This is a genomic window from Herbiconiux daphne (assembly GCF_024979295.1).
Classification (GTDB): domain Bacteria; phylum Actinomycetota; class Actinomycetes; order Actinomycetales; family Microbacteriaceae; genus Herbiconiux; species Herbiconiux daphnes.
This window is the reverse complement of the sequence record NZ_JANLCJ010000004.1, coordinates 79,684-101,541: the sequence shown is the minus strand read 5'-3', so window position 1 is coordinate 101,541 and position 21,858 is coordinate 79,684. Positions and strand designations below refer to the sequence as shown.

At 67.8% G+C, this 21,858-nt stretch carries 24 protein-coding genes and 1 tRNA gene; 17 read left to right on the top strand and 8 right to left on the bottom strand.

Annotation, left to right across the window (positions count from 1 at the left end; genetic code table 11):
- Window positions 1-43: 43 nt before the first annotated feature.
- From N1032_RS11745 to N1032_RS11735, 3 genes are all read right to left on the bottom strand, one after another.
- Window positions 44-871 carry an ABC transporter permease gene (locus N1032_RS11745; RefSeq protein WP_259539672.1) on the bottom strand — a complete coding sequence of 276 codons (828 nt, stop codon included), beginning with the start codon at window positions 869-871 and terminating at the stop codon, window positions 44-46.
- Between the two features lie 71 nt (window positions 872-942).
- A complete protein-coding gene (locus tag N1032_RS11740) occupies window positions 943-1,803 on the bottom strand; it encodes an ABC transporter ATP-binding protein (protein WP_259539275.1) in 861 nt (286 codons plus the stop codon).
- A 105-nt stretch (window positions 1,804-1,908) separates the two neighbouring features.
- Window positions 1,909-2,901, bottom strand: coding sequence for a LacI family DNA-binding transcriptional regulator (locus N1032_RS11735; RefSeq protein ID WP_259539274.1), 993 nt, complete (start codon window positions 2,899-2,901; stop codon window positions 1,909-1,911).
- Between the two features lie 86 nt (window positions 2,902-2,987).
- Here N1032_RS11735 and N1032_RS11730 point away from each other — a divergent pair, with 86 nt between their 5' ends.
- A complete protein-coding gene (locus tag N1032_RS11730) occupies window positions 2,988-4,004 on the top strand; it encodes a zinc-dependent alcohol dehydrogenase (RefSeq protein WP_259539273.1) in 1,017 nt (338 codons plus the stop codon).
- A gap of 25 nt (window positions 4,005-4,029) precedes the next feature.
- Here the strand turns inward: N1032_RS11730 and N1032_RS11725 are convergent, their stop codons facing one another.
- From N1032_RS11725 to N1032_RS11715, 3 genes are read right to left on the bottom strand one after another with little or no spacing between them, the layout of a single operon-like run.
- A complete protein-coding gene (locus N1032_RS11725) occupies window positions 4,030-5,229 on the bottom strand; it encodes a pyridoxal phosphate-dependent aminotransferase (RefSeq protein WP_259539272.1) in 1,200 nt (399 codons plus the stop codon).
- 25 nt (window positions 5,230-5,254) lie between these two features.
- On the bottom strand, window positions 5,255-5,875 hold the full coding sequence (locus N1032_RS11720) for a MarC family protein (RefSeq protein WP_259539271.1): 621 nt from the start codon (window positions 5,873-5,875) through the stop codon (window positions 5,255-5,257).
- Window positions 5,872-6,906: an AI-2E family transporter gene (locus N1032_RS11715; RefSeq protein ID WP_259539270.1), complete on the bottom strand. Its 1,035-nt coding sequence runs from the start codon at window positions 6,904-6,906 to the stop codon at window positions 5,872-5,874. The genes N1032_RS11720 and N1032_RS11715 overlap by 4 nt, the downstream gene beginning before the upstream one ends.
- 149 nt (window positions 6,907-7,055) lie before the next feature.
- Here N1032_RS11715 and N1032_RS11710 point away from each other — a divergent pair.
- The 10 genes from N1032_RS11710 (at window position 7,056) to N1032_RS11665 (ending at window position 15,325) form a co-directional block, all read left to right on the top strand.
- Window positions 7,056-7,128: transfer RNA gene (locus N1032_RS11710), tRNA-Trp, on the top strand.
- Window positions 7,129-7,155: 27 nt separating this feature from the next.
- Complete coding sequence (secE, locus tag N1032_RS11705; protein ID WP_259539269.1) at window positions 7,156-7,428, top strand: preprotein translocase subunit SecE; 273 nt, start codon at window positions 7,156-7,158, stop codon at window positions 7,426-7,428.
- Between the two features lie 117 nt (window positions 7,429-7,545).
- On the top strand, window positions 7,546-8,442 hold the full coding sequence (nusG, locus tag N1032_RS11700) for a transcription termination/antitermination protein NusG (RefSeq protein WP_259539268.1): 897 nt from the start codon (window positions 7,546-7,548) through the stop codon (window positions 8,440-8,442).
- 83 nt (window positions 8,443-8,525) lie between these two features.
- On the top strand, window positions 8,526-8,957 hold the full coding sequence (rplK, locus tag N1032_RS11695) for a 50S ribosomal protein L11 (protein ID WP_022896506.1): 432 nt from the start codon (window positions 8,526-8,528) through the stop codon (window positions 8,955-8,957).
- Between the two features lie 14 nt (window positions 8,958-8,971).
- The gene (gene rplA, locus N1032_RS11690; RefSeq protein WP_259539267.1) at window positions 8,972-9,661 is read left to right on the top strand and encodes a 50S ribosomal protein L1; all 690 of its coding nucleotides are present in this window, start codon (window positions 8,972-8,974) and stop codon (window positions 9,659-9,661) included.
- A 136-nt stretch (window positions 9,662-9,797) separates the two neighbouring features.
- Window positions 9,798-11,078 (top strand): cell wall-binding repeat-containing protein, encoded by a 1,281-nt coding sequence (locus tag N1032_RS11685; protein ID WP_259539266.1) that lies wholly within the window; start codon window positions 9,798-9,800, stop codon window positions 11,076-11,078.
- Between the two features lie 116 nt (window positions 11,079-11,194).
- Window positions 11,195-12,478 carry a cell wall-binding repeat-containing protein gene (locus N1032_RS11680; RefSeq protein ID WP_259539265.1) on the top strand — a complete coding sequence of 428 codons (1,284 nt, stop codon included), beginning with the start codon at window positions 11,195-11,197 and terminating at the stop codon, window positions 12,476-12,478.
- Window positions 12,479-12,586: 108 nt separating this feature from the next.
- A complete protein-coding gene (locus N1032_RS11675) occupies window positions 12,587-13,135 on the top strand; it encodes a GNAT family N-acetyltransferase (RefSeq protein ID WP_259539264.1) in 549 nt (182 codons plus the stop codon).
- Window positions 13,136-13,238: 103 nt separating this feature from the next.
- On the top strand, window positions 13,239-14,276 hold the full coding sequence (locus N1032_RS11670; RefSeq protein WP_259539263.1) for a cell wall-binding repeat-containing protein: 1,038 nt from the start codon (window positions 13,239-13,241) through the stop codon (window positions 14,274-14,276).
- A 14-nt stretch (window positions 14,277-14,290) separates the two neighbouring features.
- Window positions 14,291-15,325: a cell wall-binding repeat-containing protein gene (locus N1032_RS11665; protein ID WP_259539262.1), complete on the top strand. Its 1,035-nt coding sequence runs from the start codon at window positions 14,291-14,293 to the stop codon at window positions 15,323-15,325.
- Window positions 15,326-15,328: 3 nt separating this feature from the next.
- Here N1032_RS11665 and N1032_RS11660 read toward each other — a convergent pair whose 3' ends face one another.
- A complete protein-coding gene (locus N1032_RS11660; protein ID WP_259539261.1) occupies window positions 15,329-16,357 on the bottom strand; it encodes an NADP-dependent oxidoreductase in 1,029 nt (342 codons plus the stop codon).
- A gap of 199 nt (window positions 16,358-16,556) precedes the next feature.
- Here N1032_RS11660 and N1032_RS11655 point away from each other — a divergent pair, with 199 nt between their 5' ends.
- Window positions 16,557-17,369, top strand: coding sequence for a DUF998 domain-containing protein (locus tag N1032_RS11655; RefSeq protein ID WP_259539260.1), 813 nt, complete (start codon window positions 16,557-16,559; stop codon window positions 17,367-17,369).
- Here N1032_RS11655 and N1032_RS11650 read toward each other — a convergent pair.
- Window positions 17,276-17,908, bottom strand: coding sequence for a YqaJ viral recombinase family protein (locus N1032_RS11650; RefSeq protein WP_407933036.1), 633 nt, complete (start codon window positions 17,906-17,908; stop codon window positions 17,276-17,278). The genes N1032_RS11655 and N1032_RS11650 overlap by 94 nt on opposite strands.
- Window positions 17,909-18,056: 148 nt before the next feature.
- Between N1032_RS11650 and N1032_RS11645 the strand changes: the two genes are divergently transcribed.
- From N1032_RS11645 to rplL, 5 genes are all read left to right on the top strand, one after another.
- Entirely contained in the window at window positions 18,057-18,824 is a 768-nt protein-coding gene (locus tag N1032_RS11645; RefSeq protein WP_310795942.1) for a response regulator transcription factor, read from the top strand.
- A 31-nt stretch (window positions 18,825-18,855) separates the two neighbouring features.
- Window positions 18,856-20,289: a sensor histidine kinase gene (locus N1032_RS11640; RefSeq protein WP_259539259.1), complete on the top strand. Its 1,434-nt coding sequence runs from the start codon at window positions 18,856-18,858 to the stop codon at window positions 20,287-20,289.
- Window positions 20,290-20,385: 96 nt separating this feature from the next.
- Window positions 20,386-20,550, top strand: a complete 165-nt coding sequence (locus N1032_RS11635; RefSeq protein ID WP_259539258.1) for a hypothetical protein — start codon at window positions 20,386-20,388, stop codon at window positions 20,548-20,550.
- A gap of 286 nt (window positions 20,551-20,836) precedes the next feature.
- Window positions 20,837-21,352 (top strand): 50S ribosomal protein L10, encoded by a 516-nt coding sequence (gene rplJ, locus N1032_RS11630; RefSeq protein WP_259539257.1) that lies wholly within the window; start codon window positions 20,837-20,839, stop codon window positions 21,350-21,352.
- Window positions 21,353-21,403: 51 nt separating this feature from the next.
- Window positions 21,404-21,787 (top strand): 50S ribosomal protein L7/L12, encoded by a 384-nt coding sequence (rplL, locus tag N1032_RS11625; protein ID WP_259539256.1) that lies wholly within the window; start codon window positions 21,404-21,406, stop codon window positions 21,785-21,787.
- Window positions 21,788-21,858: the final 71 nt, after the last annotated feature.

Below are 21,858 nucleotides of genomic sequence, written 5' to 3'. Positions count from 1 at the left end.
GGTCGTCGCGCCCGTCGCACCGGCCCGATTCATCCGTCGTTCCTCAGCTGTCCTTGCGGATCCAACGGAACGTCACCCGGCAGATCACCAGACCGGCCACGAGCCAGATGCCCAGCGCGATGGCGACGCCCGCCAGGTTCCAGCTGCCGCCGGCCTCGGCCGTGGCGAACGAGTCGGGCAGCAGCGCCGCTCGCATGCCCTGGGCGATCCACTTGAGCGGAAAGACGCTCGCGATGTTCTGCAGCCATTCCGGCAGCAGCGAGAAGCTGAGGTAGACGCCCGAGATGAACTGCAGCACCAGCAGCGGAGGGATGATGACCGCCGACGCGCTCTTGCCCGAGCGCGGCAGTCGCGAGATTGCGATGCCGAGCACCGCGGCGGTGAAGATGCCGAGCAGGTAGACCCAGGCGAACGTCAGCCACTTCTCGGGTTCGGTGGGCAACTCCACCCCGAACGCGAACCGGGAGAGCAGCACGAGCAGGATGACCTGGGCCAGCGAGGTCACGAGCACCTGGCCCATCTTGCCGATGAAATACGACAGCACGGGCAGGGGAGTGCCGGCCAGGCGCTTGAGGGTTCCGTCGCCGCGTTCGACGGCGATGTCGACGCCGAGGTTCTGCACACCGCTCAGCAGGATGCCGGCCGCGATCATGCCCGGCAGGTAGTAGGTGGCCTGTGAGATGCCGCCGGAGCCGTCGGGATTCGTGCCGACGTTTCCGAGCCCGTCGAACGCCACCGAGAAGATGCCGAGCAGCACGATCGGAAAGAGGAAGGTGAAGAACACGGTGTCGCCGGCGCGAAAGTAGATGCGGGTCTCGTAGGCGATGCGCCCGAGGCCGAGTCGCACGGCGCGCAGCGGTCCGAAACGCATGGGTGCGGTCGCGGTGCCGCTGGTGCCACCGCCGCCCGTGGCGCCGGGGGCGTTCGGGATGGTCTGGGCGGTCATGCCGCCACCTCCTCGACCGAGGCCACGAGTTCGAGGTAGACGTCTTCGAGCGAGGGGCGGATGACCTCGAGGTCGACCGGCTCGCCCAGCGCGGCCGCGAGCTCGGCGACCAACCGGGCGGGCTCGGCGGTGCGCCGTTCGTGGCCTCCCTGCCCATCGCGCCAGCGCACGATCGGCACCCGGGCCTCTGTCGATCCGAGCTCGTCGACCGGGCCGATGTCGATCAGGCGCCCGGCGGCGATCACGGCGGCGCGGTCGCTCAGCTGCGCCGCTTCGTCGAGGTAGTGGGTGGTGAGCACGATGGTCGTACCCTCGCGGGAGAGCGAGCGGATCAGCTCCCAGAACTGCCGCCGCGCCTCGGGGTCGAACCCGGTGGTCGGCTCGTCGAGAAACAGCAGCTCGGGCCGCCCGATCACACCGAGTGCCACATCGACGCGACGCCGCTGACCGCCCGAGAGCGACTTGATGCGCGTCTTCGCCTTCTGCTCGAGGCCCACCGCGGCGAGCACCTCGTCGACGTCGCGCGGCCGGGGATAGAGGCTCGCGAAGTGGGTCAACTGCTCGCGCACCGTCACGTTGCCGCTCTCGCCGGTCTGCTGCAGCACGATGCCGATGCGTGCCTTCCACTCGAGGGTGGCGTGGCGCGGGTCGCTGCCGAGCACGCTGACGTCTCCGCCGCTGCGTTCGCGGTAGCCCTCGAGAATCTCGACCGTCGTGCTCTTGCCGGCACCGTTCGGGCCGAGCAGCGCGAAAGTCTCGCCCGGCTCGATCTCGAAGCTGATGCCGTCGACCGCGGCGAAGGCGCCATACGTCTTGCGCAGGTCGGTCACGCGAATGGCGGGTGCGGATGTCGTCATGTCTCCATGCTCGTCACCGCGCCCCGCGAGCACCAGAGCCGGTGGGCGGATTGCGGCATCCCCCGGTCGGTGGATGCGGAGGTCACGTCGACCATGGGCTGCGGGTCAGGTCGTCTCGCGCTGCACCACGACCGACGGGCTCGCCGCCCAGTCCTGCACCTCGAGCCCCAGGGCGATCCGCGCGGTGCGCGCGCCATACGACCGGGCATCGATGGCGACCGTCGTGAGAGCGGGGGTCCACAGAGCCCCGTAGTCCGACTCGTCGAAGCCGATCACGGCGACGTCGTCGGGAACCCGCACGCCGAGCGTCGCGAACCCGGCGAGCACCTGCAGCGCCGTGCGGTCGTCGAATGCGGCGACCGCCGTTGGGGGAGAGTCCCGGCCGTCCCAACCGGCCGACAGCGCCTCGACGGCTCCTTCGCGGCCGGCGCCGATCTGAAGCACGCTCTCGACCGTCAGACCGAGCTGACCCGCGGCCGCCAGCAGGTGCCGTTGCCGGGCGCCCGAGAACGTCGACAGCGAACTCTCCGCCGGAAAGGCGAGCGCGACGTTCGTGTGGCCACGGTCGGCGAGGTGCCGCAGCTGGGTGAGCGAGTGCGACGCGAGCCCGTGAGCGGGGTCGGTGCCCGGCGCCGCATCCGCTCGCCCCGCATCCGCTCGCCCGGCACCCGCACCGCCCACCGCACCACCCACGCGATCCTCGCGGTCGATCAGCTCGGCCAAGTCGATCACGCTCCGCGGGCTCACCGCCTCGATCAGCCGCGCCACCGCCGCTCCGTCGCGCGGTGCGCGCGAGACCACCAGGCTGTGATCGGCCGCGGCCAGCTCGGCGTCCATCCCGGCCACGAAGCTCGAGCTGGTGCGTCCGTCGGGGATGCCGGCGGTGGTGAGCAGCACGACGCGCGACGACCCCTCCCGCAGCCCCCGGGCGAGCGGATGCGGCACATAGCCGAGCCGCTCGGCCGCCTCCCGCACCCGTTCCTGGGTGACGAGCGGGATGGTCTGCCCGGGTGCACGGTTGAGCACGAAGCTCGCCGTCGAGGGCGACACGCCGCTCGCCGCCGCCACGTCTTTGAGGGTCGCCCGCCGTTCGGCCACCGCACCCCTCCTTCACCCTGTGCTCTCAGGTGCTCTCGAGTATATTCGTCACTAAATCCATTTAGTGATTCGACGAAGGAGTTCCGATGAAGACGGTCATGGTCACCGGCCCCGGTGAGATCTCAGTGCTCGAGGTCGAGCAGCCCAGCGCGGGCCCGCGCGACGTGCTCGTGAAGATGAAGGCCTGCGGCATCTGCGGCAGCGACCACATGTACACGACCTACGGCGGCATCCCTCCCCGCCAGGGCGCCACGCCGCTCGGCCACGAGCCGGTTGGCGAGATCGTCGCCGTCGGCGCCGAGGTGACGGGCTTCGCCGTCGGCGACCACGTGGTGATGGACACCATGCGCTTCACCGACGGCCTGCTCGGCAGTGGCGGGGCGCAGGGCGGTTTCAGCGACTACGTCGTGGTGAAGGATGCCGCGGCCGGGGTGCAGCTGCGGGTCGTGCCCTCCGGCATCCCCTGGGAGGTGGTGGCGCTCAACGAGCCCATGGCCGTCGCGCGGCACGCCGTCAACCGCCTCGACCCCTCACCGCACGACAAGGTCGCCGTGTTCGGCGCGGGGCCGATCGGCCTCGGCGCGCTCCTGAGCCTCAAGCGCCGCGGCGTCGCCCACGTGGTCGTGATCGACATCGTGCCGAACCGGCTCGAGAAGGCCCTCGCCATCGGCGCCGACGCCGTCATCAACTCGGCCGAGGAGAACGTCGTCGAACGACTCGTCGAGTTGCACGGCCGGTCGACGGCGCTCGGCGTGCGGGGCCTCAAGGCGGCGACCGACGGCTACATCGACGCGGCGGGCGCGCCGGCCGTGTTCCAGACCGTCGTCGAGGCCGCGGGCCACGGCGCGAAGCTCACCGTGGTCGCCGTGCACAAGAAGCCCGTCGAGCTCGACCTGGGAGCGCTGCTCACCACCGAGCTCACGATCTCGCTCTCGATGGGCTACCCGACCGAGATCTTCGAGGTCACCGACGACATCATCGAGAACTGGCAGAAATACGCGCTCATCATCAGCGACCGCATCCCGTTCGACCGGGTGGAGGAGGCGTTCGAGCTCGCCGCGACCCCCGGTGCCGCCGAGAAGGTCGTCGTGACGTTCGACTGAGCGGGCGTGCCGCCGGGCGGGTCGTCTAGCCGAACAGCTTCTGCAGCCGCGCCACACCCTCGGCCAGCGCGTCGTCGCCGAGGGCGTACGACAGCCGCAGGAACCCGCTCGGCCCGAACGCCTCGCCCGGAACCGTCGCCACCTCGACCTGGTCGAGGATGAGGTCGGCGAGCTCGAGCGACGTGGTCGGCGTCACGCCGCCCCAGGTGCGCCCGAGCAACCCGGTCACATCGGGGTAGACGTAGAAGGCGCCCTCGGGCAGCGGGGTGCGCACACCGGGAATCGCGTTCAGCCCGTCGACGATCACCCGACGGCGTCGCTCGTAGGTCGACCGCATCACCTCGACCGTGTCCTGCGGCCCGTTGAGAGCCGCGATCGCGGCCCGCTGCGAGATGTTGGCGACGTTCGACGACAGGTGCGACTGCAGGTTCGACGCGGCCTTGATCGCATCGAGGGGGCCGACCATCCAGCCGACCCGCCATCCGGTCATCGCGTAGGTCTTCGCCACGCCGTTCACCAGCAGGGTGCGGTCGGCCAGAGCGGGCACGGCGTCGACGATCGACACCGCGGTCAGGCCGTCGTAGACCAGGTTCTGGTAGATCTCGTCGCTGATCACCCACAGGCCGTTCGCGTCGGCCCACTCGCCGATGGCCGCGGTCTGCTCGGGGGAGTAGACGGCCCCCGTCGGGTTCGACGGCGACACGAACAGCAGCACCTTCGTGCGCGGCGTGCGCGCGGCCTCGAGCTGCTCCACGGTCACCAGGTAGTTCTGGTCGCTGCCCGCGAACACCTCGACCGGCACTCCGCCGGCGAGCCGGATGGCCTCGGGATAGGTGGTCCAGAACGGCGTGGGCACGAGCACCTCGTCGCCCGGGTCGAGCAGGGTGGCGAACGCCTCGTAGACCGCCTGCTTGCCGCCGTTCGTCACGATCACCTGCGCGGGCGACACCTCGATGCCGCTGTCGCGCAGCGTCTTCGCCGCGATCGCCTCCCGCAGCTCGGGCAGGCCGGCGGCGGGGGTGTAGCGGTGGTTCTTGGGGTCGAGCACCGCGGATGCCGCGGCGTCGACGATGTGCGGAGGCGTCGGGAAATCGGGCTCCCCTGCCGCGTAGCTGATCACCGGGCGGCCGGCGGCCTGCAGGGCCTTGGCCTTGGCGTCGACCTTGAGGGTCGCCGACTCGGCGATGGATGCGATTCGTTGCGAGATGCGTGGGTGCTCAGTCACAGCACACCAGCCTACCCAGCGACGCCTACGAACTGGTGAGAACCGGGAACGCGTCGGTGAGCGCGCCGAGGATGGACTGGATCGCGATCGACAGCAGCAGCAGACCGAAGATGCGCGTCACGATGCTCATTCCCGTGGGCTTCACCGCCCGTGCGACCTGCGGTGCGAAGAAGAGGGCCACCGCGATCACGATCGCGACCCCGAGGATCATGCCCACGCCGTAGAGCAGGTCGAGCGGCGTCGGGTAGTCCTCGGCGAAAGTGATCACGAGGCTGATCGCGCCCGGCCCCGCGATGAGCGGGATGGCGAGCGGCACCACCACGGGCGACTGCGAGTCGGCCACGGTCACGATGTTGGCCTTGGCCGTCAGCATCGCCCAGCCGATCGACGCGACGAGCAGGTTGCCGGCGATGCGGAACGACGTCATGTCGATGCCGAAGCCCTCGAGGATGAGCTTGCCGGCCAGCAGCGACACGGTGAGCACCGCGAACACCGCGAGGCCCACGAGCAGCCCGATGCGGCGCTGCCGAGGGCGGTCGAAGTCCTTGGTGAGATTGAGGAAGATCGGCAGGCTGCCGATCGGGTTGGCGATCGTGAGCAACCCGATGGCGCTCGTCAACAGGGTCGGAGCGCTGATGTCGGTCACGACAGGGCCTGCCGGGGCACCACGACCTGTTTGATGATGATGAGCACCGACGCCACGACCGGCACCGCGATGAGCGCCCCGAGCACGCCCAGCAGTGTGCCGCCCACCAGAGCGCCGATCACCACCAGGATGCCGGGCACATCAACAGCCTTGTTCATGATGCGCGGGCTGAACACGTATGCCTCGACCTGCATGTAGACGAGGAAGTAGATGCCGATCGCGATCGCGGTCACCGGAGACACCGTCAGGGCGATGAACGTGACCAGGATGGCGCTGATGATGGTGCCGACCAGGGGGATGAGGGCCAGCAGGAACGCCACCACGGCGAGGGCGCCGGCATACGGAACGCCGATGATCTCCATGGCGATGAACCCGAACACGCCGTTCGTGCCCGCCAGGATGACCTGCCCGCTCACGTACTTGCCGATCGACACCACGATCTGGTCGCTGATCGACACGACGCCCGCGCGCTTCGACATCGGGATGAGCACGTAGAAGCTGTTCTTCACGGCGTCGAGCGAGCCGAGGAAGAACAGCGTCAGCACGAGCACCAGGATGCCGGCCGAGATGCCGTTGATGAGCGCGAGCCCGATCTTCAGCACGCCGCCGCCGAGCGTCGCCAGGTTGTTGGGGTCGGAGAGGAAGTTCTCGAGGTCTTGCACGAGCTTCTGGGTGTCGACCGACGTGCCGAACACCTCGGTGAACCACTGCTCCTGCGTGATGGCCTTGACGGCCCCGGGCAGGTTCGAGACCAGCTCGGTGGTCTGCGCGATGACCGCGGGGATGACGAGGAAGAACACGGCCACCGCGAACGCGATCACCAGCACGAAGACGATCAGGATCGACCACCCGCGGGGGATGTGCCGGCGGGTCAGCCAGCGCACCAGCGGATCGAGGCCGAGCGCCATGAACAACGACGCCATGATGCAGATCACCACGGTCGAGAGCTGCACGAAGGCGAACCCGAGGGCGAAGGCGACGAGCCCGCCCAGCGTCGCGATGAACCCGATCCTGAAGGCACCCGTGCGCATGAACTCCCCTGATTTGCTCGCCTTTGCGGTCCTTGCGGATCTGACTTACACTTGGTGACGGTAGTGGAAGTCTGCCAAGCTTTTCTATGCCAATTTCTGGCGCATCCTCCGTGAGTTGAGTGTAGCGAAGCTGCGCGATTTCCTCGCTTAGGGCGGTGGCTCAATTGGTAGAGCAGCGGTCTCCAAAACCGCAGGTTGCAGGTTCGAGTCCTGTCCGCCCTGCTCCTGTTTGTGAAAGGTACTGACACGGTGGCACGAAAAGTAATCGACGAACCTTCCGAGGACGTCGTCGAGAACGCCAAGAAGGAGCGGGCGGCCAGGCGCAACCCGTTCGCCCGTATCGTCCTGTTCATCAGGCAGGTCATCACAGAACTGAAGAAGGTCGTCACCCCGACCCGGCGCGAGCTCTTGAGCTACACGCTGGTGGTGCTGGTGTTCGTCGTCATCATGATGGCGATCGTCGTGGGTCTCGACCAGTTGTTCGGCTGGCTGGCGATCATCGTCTTCGGAGACGCATCCTAGAAAACCGGATGCCGCCGGCCGACGATCCTCACCACGATCCGGCCGGGCACCGAATGCCTGCACAACACCGGCCGCACCACGATGCCGGCCAAACCAACAAGAAGTGGAACGAATTCCGTGTCTGACGCAAAGCCCGATGAAGCCGGTGTTCCGGCTGACCTCGACGCCCTCCTCGAGGCGATCGACGAGGCAGCCGACCCCGAAGCCGATGCCGTGGTCGACGATGCGTTGAACATCGACGACTTCGACGAGGCCGCCGCCGTGCTCGAGGTTCTCGAAGACGACGACGCCGAGTCCGCCGACCAGCCGGTCGACGGCGACGAGGTGCTCGTGGTCGCCACCGACGAACTCGGTGAGCTCGCTGATGGCGACGCGGATGCCGAAGACGCCGAGGTCGACCCCTACGACGCCTTCCGTGCCGAGCTGCGCTCGCTACCGGGCAAGTGGTACGTCATCCACTCCTACGCCGGCTTCGAGAAGCGCGTGAAGAGCAACATCGAGAGCCGCAAGACCTCGATGGGCATGGAGGACTTCGTCTTCCAGGTCGAGGTGCCGATGGAAGACGTCGTCGAGATCAAGAACGGTCAGCGCAAACTCGTCACCCGTGTGCGCATCCCCGGTTACGTGCTCGTGCGCATGTTCCTCAACGAAGACAGCTGGTCGGTCGTGCGTCATACGCCGGGCGTCACCGGCTTCGTCGGCAACTCGCACAACCCCACCCCGCTGCGCTTCGAAGAGGCCTTCAACATGCTGAAGAGCCTGGTCGAGGTCAAAGAGGTTCCCACCTCGAAGGCCGCCGGCGGCAAGGGCGGCAAGGCCGTCGCCCGCAACATCCCGGCCGAGGTCGACTTCGAGATCGGCGAGACCATCACCATCAAGGAGGGCTCGTTCGCGGGTCTTCCCGGCTCGATCAGCGAGATCAAGCCCGAGAGCGGCAAGCTCACGGTTCTCGTCTCGCTCTTCGAGCGTGAGACCCCGGTCGAGCTCTCGTTCGACCAGGTCACGAAGCTGTAGAGCAGCTTCCCCGAAGCCACCGCATCCAGCCGGATGTCGGGAGAGTCAGTCACCCGGACTGATTCGAAGAGAAAAGAGAAGAAATGGCACCGAAAAAGAAGGTCACAGGTCTGATCAAGCTTCAGATCCAGGCCGGCGCCGCCAACCCCGCACCCCCCATCGGGCCTGCGCTGGGTCAGCACGGCGTGAACATCATGGAGTTCTGCAAGGCCTACAACGCGGCGACCGAGTCGCAGCGCGGCAACGTCATCCCGGTCGAGATCACGGTCTACGAAGACCGCTCGTTCACCTTCATCCTGAAGACCCCGCCCGCGGCGGAGCTCATCAAGAAGGCTGCCGGCGTCGCCAAGGGCTCCTCCACTCCCCACACCGTCAAGGTCGCGAAGCTCACCCGTGAGCAGGTGCGTCAGATCGCCGAGCAGAAGCAGGTCGACCTGAACGCCAACGACATCGAAGCGGCAGAGAAGATCATCGCCGGCACCGCCCGTTCCATGGGCATCACGGTCGAGGCATAAGGAGGAGGCTGGAAATGGCACAGAAGTCAAAGGCCTACCGGGCCGCGGCCGAGAAGATCGAAGCCGGCAAGTACTACACCCCTGAAGAAGCCGTCGCCCTCGCTCGCGAGACCGGCTCCGCCAAGTTCGACAGCACCGTCGAGGTCGCGCTGAAGCTGGGCGTCGACCCGCGCAAGGCCGACCAGATGGTTCGTGGAACCGTCATCCTGCCTCACGGCACGGGCAAGACCGCCCGCGTCATCGTGTTCGCGACGGGCCCCGCGGCCGAGGCTGCCATCGCAGCCGGCGCCGACGAGGTCGGTGGCGACGAGCTGATCGAGAAGGTGGCCGGCGGCTACACCTCGTTCGACTCCGCGGTCTCGACCCCCGAGCTCATGGGCAAGGTCGGTCGTCTCGGAAAGGTGCTCGGCCCCCGTGGCCTCATGCCCAACCCGAAGACCGGCACCGTGACCCCGGATGTCGCGAAGGCCGTCAACGAGATCAAGGGCGGAAAGATCGAGTTCCGCGTCGACAAGCACGCCAACGTGCACTTCGTCGTGGGCAAGGCCGGTTTCTCCGAAGACCAGCTGAACGACAACATCAAGGCCGCCCTCGAAGAGGTCGTGCGTTTGAAGCCGGGTTCGTCGAAGGGCCGCTACATCCAGAAGGGCGCCGTCTCGACGACCTTCGGCCCGGGCATCCCGCTCGACGTGAACGCCATCTAGTTCACACCCCCGCACCACCAGGAAGGGCTCGCCTCACGGCGGGCCCTTTCTGCGTTGATGAGTAGAAGCTGCTCATACTGCCCCACGGTCGCGCGGCGCCATACTGGCGCTCCCGACCTACGAGCAGAGGAATCCCATGAGCCGTCGATCCGTTTACCGTCGAACGGCAGCTGCGGTCACCGCAGCAGCCGCGATCATCACCGGCGGGGTCATGACCTCCGGAGCCGCCCAGGCCGAAGCGCTCGCGCCGGTGGCCATCACGTGTCCGTCGCCGGTCGCGGCGGTCGGTTTCCCGATCGATTCCTCGTTGCTCGCCACGAACGCCGATCGGCTCTCCGTCGACACCGGCGCGCTGCCTGCGGGTGTCGCCTTGAATTCGACGGAGGGCTACCACCTCATCGGTTCCCCCACCGGCGTGCAGACGGTCACCTTCATCCTGAGTGCGAGCGGCGCCGCCGCCGATGGCACGCCGACGACGATCGCCAAGGCGTGTTCGATCGAGGTGAAGCCCGGTCCGGCCGTCAATCGCATCGCGGGCGCCGATCGCTACCAACAGGCGATCAAGGTGTCGCAGCTGTTCCCGTCGGCCGGCACCGTCTTCGTGGCGAGCGGCGAGAAATACCCCGATGCGCTCAGCGCCACAGCCATCGCGGCGGCGCATGGCGCCCCCCTTCTGCTGACCCCCGCCAACGGGGTGCCGGCCGGGCTCACCGACGAGATCGCGCGGTTGAATACCACGAAGGTCGTCGTCGTGGGCGGCGAGGCGACGATCTCCGCCGCCACCCTGGCACAACTGCAGTCCTCGGGACGTGTGGTCACGCGGATCGGCGGGGCCGACCGCCACGAGGTGTCGCGCAACCTGATCTCCGATGCCGAGTTCGGCATCTCGACGGCCACCACCGCCTTCGTGGCGACCGGCGCGAACTTTCCCGACGCGCTCACAGCCTCGCCCGCCGCCTTCGTGAACGGTGCGCCGGTGCTGTTGGTGAACGGCGCGGAGACGGCGCTGACCGCGGCCGAATCGACGGTGCTCGACGACCTCAACGTCACGAGGGTGTCGATCGCCGGAGGCCCCAACTCGGTGTCCGCCGCCCTCCAGCTGTCGATGGCCGACACCTATTCGGTGGACCGTTTCGCGGGTGCCGACCGGTTCGAGGTGGGAGTGAACATCAACCGTGCCGCTTTCCCTCGGCCGACGTCGTTCGTGGTGGCCAGTGGAACAGCGTTCGCCGATGCGCTGAGTGGCGGCGTGCCGGCGGCCATTTCGACCAGCCCGCTCTACGTGACGCAGTCGACCTGTCTCACCACCGAGGTCTATCGGGAGATCGGGCGCCTGGCGCCCGCGCAGATCCTGATCCTCGGAGGCACCGCGACGTTGAGTGCCGACGTCGAGGCGCTCACGCCCTGCGGTGAGTAGGAGCGCCGCTGAGTACCGGCGCAGATCAATTGCGCTGAGTAGCAATTGCTCATAACACCCTCGAAGTACTCACGAGCACAGTCAGAAGACCCATCCCTGCTCTGATTGGACCCGCCATGACCCACCGTTCCCACACTCACCGCTCCATCGGATCCGCGATCGCCGGGGTGACGATCGCGGTCGCCGCCCTGCTCGCTGCGCCGCTCTCGGCCTCGGCCGGCGTAAAGACCGCTTTCGTGGCGGTGCCGGTCTGTCCGAGTGCGGTCGCCGCGGTCGGCTTTCCCGTCGACTCCACCGCATTGGCGCCCGAGGGGGCCGTCGTGTCCATCACCGCGGGGACACTCCCGTCGGGCGTCACGCTGGTTCAACGCCACCTCGTGGGCGAGCCCGACACCGTCGGGCCGGTCACGTTCACCGTGACGAACTCGGCGGTCGACGTCGACGGAACGACGATGTCGAGCAGCACCTCCTGCTCGATCGACGTGCGGCCAGGCCCGGCGGTGAACCGCATCGGCGGAAGCGATCGCTACCAGCAGGCGCTGAAGATGTCGCAGCTCTTCCCGACCGCGACCACGGTCTACGTGGCCAGTGGCGCGAAATACCCGGATGCTCTCAGCGCGACCGCGATCGCAGCGGCGCACGGGGCGCCTTTGCTTCTGACGCCGGCCGCCGCGCTGCCGGACGGTGTGACCGCAGAGATCGCGCGCTTGGGCGCGACCGACGTGGTCGTGGTGGGCGGAGAGGCCAGCGTCTCGGCGGCTGCCCTCGAACAACTGAGGGCACCGGCCCTGACGGTCACGCGAATCGGAGGCGCCGATCGCTACGAGGTGTCGCGCAACCTCATCTCCGACGCGAGGTTCGGGCTCCCGACCGCTGAGAAGGTCTACCTGGCGACGGGCTCGAACTTCCCTGACGCCCTGACGGCTTCGCCCGCCGCCTTCGTCAAAGGAGCACCCGTGATGTTGGTCAACGGTGCCGAGACCGCACTGTCGGCTCCGGAGTCGGCCCTGCTGACCGCCGAGGGAACCACGGCCGTCACGGTCGTCGGCGGCCCCAACTCGATGTCGACCGCGCTCGAGACCTCGATGTCGCCGCGTTTCACGGTGACACGCATCTCCGGCGCCGACCGGTTCCAGGTCGGCGTGAACATCAACCGCGCGGCGTTCTCCAGCCCCACGTCGTTCGTGGTGGCGAGCGGAACGGCCTTCGCAGACGCCTTGAGCGGTGGCAGCCCGGCCGGCATCTCGAGGAGCCCGCTCTACGTGACGCAGTCGACCTGCCTGACCAACGAGGTCTACCTTGAGATCGGTCGGCTCGCACCGGCGCAGATCCTCATCCTCGGCGGCACCGCGACGCTTGGCGCCGATGTCGAGGCGCTCACGCCGTGCGGACTGGACTGATCGTCTCCGCGCGCTGATCGCCTGAAGGGCCCGCCGCTCGGCGGGCCCTTTGCCGCGTTGCGGCGGGCCGCGCGAGCTGTTTCCGCGCACCGCGGTAGGTTGAGCAGCATGGTCACCAGGGTTCGAAAAGCACGCATCGAAGATGCGGGCATCGTTTCGGCCGTGGCGGCAGAGACCTTCGAGATGGCGTGCCCTCCCGGCACGTCGCCCGCGGCCATCGCCTCGTTCATCGACGAGCAGCTCTCCGACGCGCGATTCGCCGACTACCTGGCGCGGCCCGACCGCACGATCCTGTTGGCCGACGTCGACGGTGAGATCGCCGGCTACACGATGCTCGTGGGCGGTGAGCCATCCGATGAGTCGGCCGCCGCGTCGGTGACGGGTCGTCCGACGGTCGAACTGAGCAAGTGCTACGTGCGGGCGAACTTCCACGGCCTGGGCGTCGCCACCACCCTTATGGCCGCCTCGATCGACGCGGCGGCGGATGCCGGCGCGGAGAGCGTCTGGCTCGGCGTCAACCAGCAGAACTCCCGCGCGATCAAGTTCTACGAGAAGAGCGGCTTCGTGAAAGTCGGCACCAAGAACTTCCTGGTCGGCGACGAACTCCACGACGACTTCGTGCTCGAGCGACCCGTGCTCGTCACCGCGGCCGAGTAACAACTGGGCTGAGTAACACCTGGGCTGAGTAACAACTGCTCATAACCGTCGACGGCTCGTCGACGCCACCATCAGAAGAACCAGCTTCTGAGAGTGGGTTCCCATGCCGCCCCTTCCGCGACTCCGTCGGCCGCTTCGCTCCCTCGCGCTGACTCTCGCCCTCGGCACCGCTCTCATCGGAGTCGTGTGCACGAGCCCCGTGGGCACCGCACATGCCACCGAAGACGTGTCACCGACCATCAGTCGCATCGACGGCGCCGACCGCTATGCCGTCGCGGTCAAGGCGTCGTCAACAGGATTCACCTCCGCGAGCATCGTCTACATCGCCAGCGGCGAGAAGTTCGCCGACGCGTTGAGCGCCACCTCGGTGGCCGGCTGGCACAACTCGCCACTCCTCCTCACCCCGGCAGCCTCCCTGCTCCCGAACGTCGCCGCCGAGGTGACGCGACTCCACCCGACGACGATCGTCGTCGTCGGCGGAACCGCATCGGTCAGCGACGACGTGCTCGAACAACTCTCCCGAGCGGCAACCGGAGCGACGGTGCTCCGCATCGGTGGCGCCGACCGCTTCGAGGTGTCGCGAGCTCTGCTTCAGGAACCCACGGTCGGCGTGTTCCATGTTGAGGGCGTCATCGTGGCGACCGGCGCGACCTTTCCCGACGCTCTGACGGCGTCACCGGTCGCGACGGCGAACATGGGTGTGGTGCTCTTGGTCAATGGCACCGAAAACGCTCCGACCGCCGTCGAGACATCTCTGATCGGCGCGCTCAGGGCGGGCGGAGTGGTGATCGCAGGAGGAAACAATTCCGTGAGTGCCTCATTCGAGAACGAGCTCCGCAACCATTTCGCCACGAATCGTCGCGCGGGCGCCGACCGTTTCGAGGTCGGTGCGAACATCAACAACTGGGGCTTCGCCAACGGAGCGACCACGGCCTATCTGGCCAGCGGCCTCACCTTCCCCGACGCGCTCAGCGGCGGCAGCCTCGCCGCCCATGACCGAGCACCCCTCTACGTCGTCCAACAGAACTGCGTGCCGAGCTCAGTGCTCAACGAGCTCGACCGGCTGAAGCCCAGCCGCATCGTGCTTCTCGGGGGCATCAACACCCTCGGCGCCGGCGTCGCGAACCTGCAGCCCTGCTAGAAAGAGGATTCACCGTGACGCACATCGCGCAGACACATGCTCGGCCGATTCGAATGATCGCGTCACTCGCTGTCATGGTCGCGGCCTTCGTCGTCATCGGCGCCGGTCCGACCAGCAACGCCCTTGCGGGAGCGCCCGTTCTCCCCGCCACCACCCGGATCGACGGGGCCGACCGCTACGCCGTCGCCGTCAAGGCATCGTCGACCGGCTTCACCTCCGCGAGCGTCATCTACGTCGCCAGCGGTGAGAAGTTCGCGGATGCCTTGAGCGCCACCTCGGTGGCCGGCTTGCACAACTCGCCACTCCTCCTCACCCCAGCAGCCTCCCTGCTCCCGAACGTCGCCGCCGAGGTGACGCGACTCCACCCGACGACGATCGTCGTCGTCGGCGGAACCGCATCGGTCAGTGACGACGTGCTCGAGCAGCTTTCCAGAGCAGCCACCGGGGCGACAGTCCTTCGCATCGGCGGCGCTGATCGATTCGAGGTGTCGCGGGCTCTGGTTTCCGATCCGACCGTCGGCGTGGACCACGCTTTCGGTGTGTTGGTGGCGACCGGCGCCACCTTTCCGGACGCGTTGACGGCGTCGCCGGCCGCGGCGAAGTTGGGGAGCCCTGTGATGCTCGTCAATGGGGCCGCGTCAGCGTCGACCCCGGCGGAACGGGCCATCATCCTGCGGCTCGGTCGGCACGCGGAAATCATCGGTGGTCCGAACTCGGTCTCCGAGAAGTTCGAGGAAGACCTCAGGCGCGACGTGTTCGTCGGCCGACTCTCCGGCGCAGACCGCTTCGAAGTCGGCGCGAACGTGAACGCGTCCGTCTTCAACGAAGGAGCGACCACCGCCTACCTGGCCAGCGGCCTCACCTTCCCCGACGCGCTCAGCGGCGGCAGCCTCGCCGCCCACGACCGAGCACCCCTCTACGTCGTCCAACAGAACTGCGTGCCGGGCTCTGTGCTGACCGAACTCGACCGGCTGAAGCCCAGCCGCATCGTGCTGCTCGGAGGCACCAACACCCTCGGCGCCGGCGTCGCGAACCTGCAGCCCTGCTAAAGACTAGAAGGGCAGCTCACCCACCTGCAGAACGAGCTTGCCGCGGGTGTGGCCACTCTCGAGCGCGCGGTGCGCCTCGGCCGCGTCTTCCAGCGGAAACACCTCGTCGATATTGACCCGCACGTCGCCCGATTCGATCAGGCGTGAGATCACGGCGAGCGTCGAGGCATCCGGAGCCACCTTGAACGTCGTGGCGCGCACCCCGGCCGCGGCCGCATCGGCCTCCAGGGTCGGCCAGCTGCCCGACGGCACGTTGACGATGAGCCCACCGGGTCGCAGCACCGACAGCGAGCGCGTGCCCGTGTCGCCGTGCGTATTGCCCACCAGGTCGATCACGACATCCATGTCGGAGACCTGATCCTCGAACGCCACCGCGCCGTAGTCGATCACCGTCGACGCCCCGAGCTCGCGCAGCCACCCCAGGTTGCGCGCCGACCCCGTCGCGGTCACACGCGCACCGAAGTACGACGCGAACTGCACGGCGAAATGCCCCACCCCGCCGGCCGCCGCATGGATCAGCACCCGCTGCCCCTCGTGAGCCTTCGCGATGTCGACCACGACCGCCCAGGCCGTGAGCGCCGCCAGCGGCACCCCCGCCGCCTCGACGAACGAGAGCGTCTTCGGCTTGCGCGCGACCTGCAGACTCGGCACCGACACGTACTCGGCATAGGAGCCCTGCCCCCGCGGCACCGACATCAGGCCATAGACCTCATCGCCGACGTTCAGCGGATGCGCGGCATACGGCGTCTCGACCACCACGCCGGCGAAATCGAAGCCCAGAATGTAGGGGAACGACTCGATCGCCGACGACACCCCCTGGCCGGCACGCGTCTTGGCGTCGATCGGGTTGACCCCGGATGCCGCGACCTTCACCAGCACCTCGGCGTTCACCCGCACGGGCGACGCGACCTCCGCGACCGAGAGCACCTCGGGAGACCCGGTTGCCGAGATGACCGATGCCCGCATCGTCTTGGGGTGTGTCAAGGTCGGGCTCGAAGTTCCCGACGATCCACTCCACTGCTCGATCATCATCTGCCTTCCGTTGGTCTTCTGATCACGCTCGGAGGGCTCGGGACACCCGCTTCGCTGCGTCGCCTCATCGGCTACCCACACGCTATTTGGTGAATAATTCACAGGTGTTACGGCCAGGTCACTGTGGTGCAAACTCCCCGGCGCCGCGTTAACATTCAGTAACGCCGATCGAGGCCGACGCGAGAGGGACACCCGAACCATGAGTGCAGCCCGAACCGCGGCATTGGCCGCCGCCGCGGTGCTCGCCGCCACGGGGCTCGCACTCATCTGGGTGGCTCGTATCGCTGCGAATCGCTTCGTCTATGTGAGCGAACTCGGCGCCCAGGGCGAGCCGACGGCCGAGGTGTTCCGCTGGGCGCTGATGCTCATCGCGGTCTCCGCCGGCATCGTGGCGCTGTGCGCACCGCGGCTCACTCCCCGCGTGCGCTGGCTCGCCGCCGTGCCTCCAGCGATCGTGCTGGGCGGGGCCGCCGTCGCGTTCGGCATCGCCTCGCAGGTCACCTGCACCGCGACCTGCCCGCTGCCCGTGGGGCCCGCCTTCACCTGGCAAGACCTCATCCACACCACCGCCGCGGTGCTCGGCTTCGCGGGCGCCGCCTTCGCCATGCTCCAGGTCGCGACCGACAGACGCTACCGCCGCCTCGCCCACTACTCGCTGGTCTCGGCCATCGCCGTCGCCGTCATCTCGGGCGCCGGCGGCTTGCTGTCGGTCTTCCAGGTGTTCACGCAGTTCGGCGGGGTGCTCGAGATCGTGGCCACCACGATCGCGCTGCTCTGGCTGGTGGTGCTGGCTGCGGTGCTCGCGGTCGAGGTGTCGCGCGCCGCGGCATCCGTCGGTGAATCAGACGGCGTCGCCGAAACCGAAACCGAAACCGACGTCGCCACAGACCAAGTGCCCACAGGCCGAGCGGATGCCGCTCACTCCCGCCGCTCGCCCCGAATCCACGCCAGCACTCCGTCGGCCCGGCGCACGAGCATCTCGATCTCGGACTCGTCGCGGTCGACCCACTGACACCGCGGGTCTTCTGACAGCGGCACGAAGTCGACGTGCTGCTCCCACACCACCAGGGTGCGTTCGGCACCCAGCACGTATTGCTGCCACCACACCTGCCGCAGATAGCTGCGGGGGATGCGCGACCACGGTTTGCTGGTGGTCTTGATCTCGGCCAGCTCGAGGTTTCCGTCGGCCGTGACGCCGATGCCGTCGGGCGTCGCGAGGTGCCGCCGCTCGCGCGCCGAGTGGAACAGCGCGACGCTCGGCTCGATGGCGTATTCGCCGAGCACCCAGGCCGCGATGGCCGGCTCGCGCACACGACCGTGGTCGGTGAAGGCGTTGCCCGAGAAGCCGGTGCCGTTCAGTTTGTCCCAGGCCACCGACTTGATGGCGCGATCGCTCGAGAGCCGTGCGACATCCGTCGCGGTGACGCCGCGACTGCGCGCGCGCATCCAGGCGACCCGATCGGTCGACTTCGCGACCACGCGGGTGAGGTGGGGCAACGGGGCCGGCGGGGGCACGGCCACGTCATGCTGTTCCCACGGGAAGGAGAGCATGAGATCGGACACCCCACCATTGTCTCCCGCCGCGCAGACATCGGCGTCCGCGCCGCCGAAGAGCGCGCCGACGAACCCCGCAGCGATTCACAGTCGCCGCCATGACGCCTCATAGTCGCCTCATAGGATTCTGCCAATAATAAGAAGCGTGACTATCGACGGCTCCCTCATCAACGGCAACTCCTCCAATGCGGCCAAGCAGCCCCGGCTGCGCCGAGCCGACGGTTCGCCGGTGCGGGCACTCGTCGTCGACGACGAGAACACCCTCACCGATCTGCTCTCGATGGCGCTGCGCTACGAGGGCTGGGAGGTCAAGACCGCCAGCGAGGGCCGCCAGGCCATCACGATCGCCCGCGAGTTCCGCCCCGACGTCATCGTGCTCGACGTCATGCTGCCCGACATCGACGGGTTGCAGGTGCTCAACCGCGTGCGCGCCGACGGTCACGAGACGCCGGTGCTCTTCCTCACCGCCAAAGACGCGCTCGACGACCGCATCGCGGGCCTCACCGCCGGGGGAGACGACTACGTCACCAAGCCGTTCAGCCTCGAAGAACTGGTTGCGCGCCTGCGCGGCCTCATCCGCCGCTCCACTCTCGTGGTGGCCGATGCCGACGACCCCATCGTGACCGTCGGCGACCTCGAGCTCAACGAAGACAGCCACGAGGTGTTCCGCGACGGCGAGCCGATCGAGCTCACGGCCACCGAGTTCGAGCTGCTGCGCTACCTCATGCGCAACCCGCGGCGCGTGCTGAGCAAGGCGCAAATCCTCGACCGCGTCTGGAGCTACGACTTCGGCGGCAAATCGAGCGTCGTCGAGATCTACATCTCCTACCTGCGCAAGAAAGTGGATGCCGGCCGCCCCGCCATGATCCACACGGTGCGCGGTGCCGGCTACATGCTGAAACCCGCCCTGTGAGCACCGCCCGAACCGGCACCGAGACGGCACCGTGACCCTGCGCCGCACGCTGATCCTGAGCGTGCTCGGGCTGATCGCCCTCGCGGGCATCCTCATCGGGGTGGTCAGCACCCTCGTTCTCAACAGTTTTCTGGTCAACCAGCTCGATGCGCAGTTGCGTGAGGCGTCGAACCGCACCATCGCCTCGGTCACGCAGGTCGGTCAGGGCCCGCGCCCGGGTCTGAGCCTCGGCCAGTCGTCGGGCACCGTGGTCGCCCTGGTGTCGAACGACGTCGCCACCGTGGGCTTCGTGCTGACCGACGACGGCCAGACGCAACAGCTCAGCACCGCCGAACTGGCCGCCCTCGACGGCGTTCCCGACTCGCCCGACCCCACCACGATCTCGATCGCCGATCTCGGCTCCTACCGGGTCGAGGCCAAGACCGTCACGACCGCGGGCGACGTGATCGTCACCGGCCTGCCGCTCGCCGGCGTCACCAGCACGGTCAGCCAGCTCATCGTGGTGATCGTCATCGTCACCGCGTTCGCCATGGCGCTCGCCGGGGTAGCCGGCCTGCTCATCATCCGACTGGCCCTGCGGCCGCTCGACCGCGTGACGGCGACCGCCACCCGGGTGGCCGAACTGCCCCTCGACCGCGGCGACGTGGCGCTCGCCGAGCGGGTGCCGACGAGCGACACCGATCCGCGATCCGAGGTGGGGCGGGTGGGGCTCGCGTTCAACCGCATGCTCGAGCACGTGGCATCCGCTCTCACCTCACGGCAGCGCAGCGAGAACAAGGTGCGGCAGTTCGTCGCCGACGCCAGCCACGAATTGCGCACCCCGCTCGCCTCGATCCGCGGCTACGCCGAGCTCACCCGCCGCACCGCCCCCGAGCTGCCCGCCGACGTCTCGCACTCACTCGGGCGCATCGAGTCCGAAGCAACCCGCATGACCACACTCGTCGAAGACCTGCTGCTGCTCGCGCGGCTCGACGCCAAGCCCGAGCTCGACACGAGCCCCGTCGACCTCTCGATCGTGCTGGTCGACGCCGTGAGCGACGCCCACGTGGCCGGCCCCGACCACGTGTGGGATCTCGACCTGCCCGAAGAGCCGGTCACCGTCTCGGGCGACCCGCAGCGCCTGCACCAGGTGTTCGCGAACCTGCTCGCGAACGCCCGCGTGCACACCCCGCCCGGAACCACCGTGGTGGTGTCGGTGGGAGAGGGAACGGATGCCGCGGGCGCCCCGGCGGCCGTGGTCACGATCGCCGACGACGGGCCGGGCATCGACCCGGAGCTCGTGTCGACGCTGTTCGAGCGTTTCGTGCGGGGTGACGCGTCCCGCTCGCGTCACGCCGGCAGCACGGGCCTCGGCCTCGCCATCGTCAAGGCGGTGGTCGACGCGCACGGCGGATCGGTGAGTGTGCAGAGCCGGCCGGGGTCGACGGTGTTCACCGTCGCCATTCCGCTCGCCGAAGCATCCTGAGCTTTTGCTGTGCGCGGAGCCGCGATCGGGGTACGGTGAAAAAACGGCCGTCCGGCCGCGCGGTCACGCCGCATCCCGAAAGGTAAAGGACCACACATGAACATCCTGCTGATCGTCATCGCCGTCATTGCAGTGATCCTCTTGTTCACAGGCGGCTTCGTCTCCTCTCTCAACTTCTTGCTCTGGGTGGGCCTCATCCTGCTGGTCTTCGCAGTGATCGTGTTCATCGTGCGCGCGATCACGGGCAACCGCAGGGTCTGAGCGGCCGCACCCTCGAACACCCCAGGCGGCTCGCGCATCACGGTCGATTTGCACCGGATGCGCGAGTCGCCTATTCTTATCGGAGCCAAAGACCGCCGGTCATCGGTGTGCGCGCAAGCTGCACAACGATCGAAGGTTCGCACGAGCGAAGACCTGCGCAGGTGTACGAAGTAAGTTTCAAGCGGTTCTGCCGCTTCTTCTCGCTCCGGCCTCCTGCGCTGGAGCTTTTTTCATGTGTGCTCGCGACGGTCGCCCCGGCTGAAAACCAATCATCATTAGGAGCGCCATGGCGAACAAGGAAGCCTCGGTTGCCGAGCTCACGGAACTTTTCCAGAGCTCGACCGCCGTTCTGCTGACCGAGTATCGCGGTCTCTCGGTTGCGCAGCTCAAGTCGCTGCGCGGTTCCATCCGTGAGCACGCGTCATACGCCGTGGTGAAGAACACGCTGACCAAGATCGCGGCGAACAACGCCGGCATCTCGTCGTTCGACGACGAGCTCGCCGGTCCGTCTGCAATCGCTTTCGTCCACGGAGACCCCGTGGCCGTCGCAAAGTCGCTGCGTGACTTCGCCAAGGCAAACCCTCTGCTGGTCGTGAAGGGCGGTTACTTCGACGGTAACCCTCTGACCGCCGCCGAGGTCACCAAGCTCGCCGACCTCGAATCCCGTGAAGTGCTGCTGGCGAAGCTCGCCGGTGCCTTCAAGGCTTCGCTGTTCGGTGCCGCATATCTCTTCAACGCCCCGCTGTCGAAGGCCGTTCGCACGGTCGATGCGCTGCGTGAGAAGCAGGAGTCCGCGTCCTGAGCTCTCGCTCGGGCACGCGGTTGATCTAACTACCAACACAAGGAGAACATCATGGCAAAGCTTTCCACCGAGGAACTGCTTGACGCTTTCAAGGAGCTCACGCTCATCGAGCTGAGCGAGTTCGTCAAGGCATTCGAGGAGACCTTCGAGGTCACCGCGGCTGCTCCCGTCGCCGTCGCCGGCGTTGCCGGCCCGGCCGCCGCTGCCGAGGAGGTCGAGGAGCAGACCGCTTTCGACGTCATCCTCGAAGCTGCCGGCGAGAAGAAGATCCAGGTCATCAAGGAGGTGCGCGCACTCACCAGCCTCGGCCTCGGTGAGGCGAAGGCACTCGTCGACGGCGCCCCCAAGGCCGTGCTCGAGGGCGCGACCAAGGAAGCCGCCGAGAAGGCCAAGGCTCAGCTCGAAGAGGCTGGCGCCACCGTCACCCTCAAGTAGTCTTCTCTACTTCGCAACGGATGCCCCGGGCCATTGGCTCGGGGCATCCGCCGTTTAACGTGCGGGCGGAA

What these genes read in the sequence shown, in the direction of transcription:
- N1032_RS11745 (WP_259539672.1), bottom strand. Translation starts at nt 871, where the DNA reads ATGCGTTTCGGACCGCTGCGCGCCGTGCGACTCGGCCTCGGGCGCATC.
- rplK (WP_022896506.1), top strand. Translation starts at nt 8,526, where the DNA reads ATGGCACCGAAAAAGAAGGTCACAGGTCTGATCAAGCTTCAGATCCAG.
- N1032_RS11685 (WP_259539266.1), top strand. Translation starts at nt 9,798, where the DNA reads ATGAGCCGTCGATCCGTTTACCGTCGAACGGCAGCTGCGGTCACCGCA.
- rplA (WP_259539267.1), top strand. Translation starts at nt 8,972, where the DNA reads ATGGCACAGAAGTCAAAGGCCTACCGGGCCGCGGCCGAGAAGATCGAA.
- N1032_RS11670 (WP_259539263.1), top strand. Translation starts at nt 13,239, where the DNA reads ATGCCGCCCCTTCCGCGACTCCGTCGGCCGCTTCGCTCCCTCGCGCTG.
- rplJ (WP_259539257.1), top strand. Translation starts at nt 20,837, where the DNA reads ATGGCGAACAAGGAAGCCTCGGTTGCCGAGCTCACGGAACTTTTCCAG.
- N1032_RS11635 (WP_259539258.1), top strand. Translation starts at nt 20,386, where the DNA reads ATGAACATCCTGCTGATCGTCATCGCCGTCATTGCAGTGATCCTCTTG.
- N1032_RS11740 (WP_259539275.1), bottom strand. Translation starts at nt 1,803, where the DNA reads ATGACGACATCCGCACCCGCCATTCGCGTGACCGACCTGCGCAAGACG.
- N1032_RS11730 (WP_259539273.1), top strand. Translation starts at nt 2,988, where the DNA reads ATGAAGACGGTCATGGTCACCGGCCCCGGTGAGATCTCAGTGCTCGAG.
- N1032_RS11660 (WP_259539261.1), bottom strand. Translation starts at nt 16,357, where the DNA reads ATGATGATCGAGCAGTGGAGTGGATCGTCGGGAACTTCGAGCCCGACC.
- rplL (WP_259539256.1), top strand. Translation starts at nt 21,404, where the DNA reads ATGGCAAAGCTTTCCACCGAGGAACTGCTTGACGCTTTCAAGGAGCTC.
- N1032_RS11650 (WP_407933036.1), bottom strand. Translation starts at nt 17,908, where the DNA reads ATGCTCTCCTTCCCGTGGGAACAGCATGACGTGGCCGTGCCCCCGCCG.
- N1032_RS11675 (WP_259539264.1), top strand. Translation starts at nt 12,587, where the DNA reads ATGGTCACCAGGGTTCGAAAAGCACGCATCGAAGATGCGGGCATCGTT.
- N1032_RS11680 (WP_259539265.1), top strand. Translation starts at nt 11,195, where the DNA reads ATGACCCACCGTTCCCACACTCACCGCTCCATCGGATCCGCGATCGCC.
- N1032_RS11655 (WP_259539260.1), top strand. Translation starts at nt 16,557, where the DNA reads ATGAGTGCAGCCCGAACCGCGGCATTGGCCGCCGCCGCGGTGCTCGCC.
- N1032_RS11715 (WP_259539270.1), bottom strand. Translation starts at nt 6,906, where the DNA reads ATGCGCACGGGTGCCTTCAGGATCGGGTTCATCGCGACGCTGGGCGGG.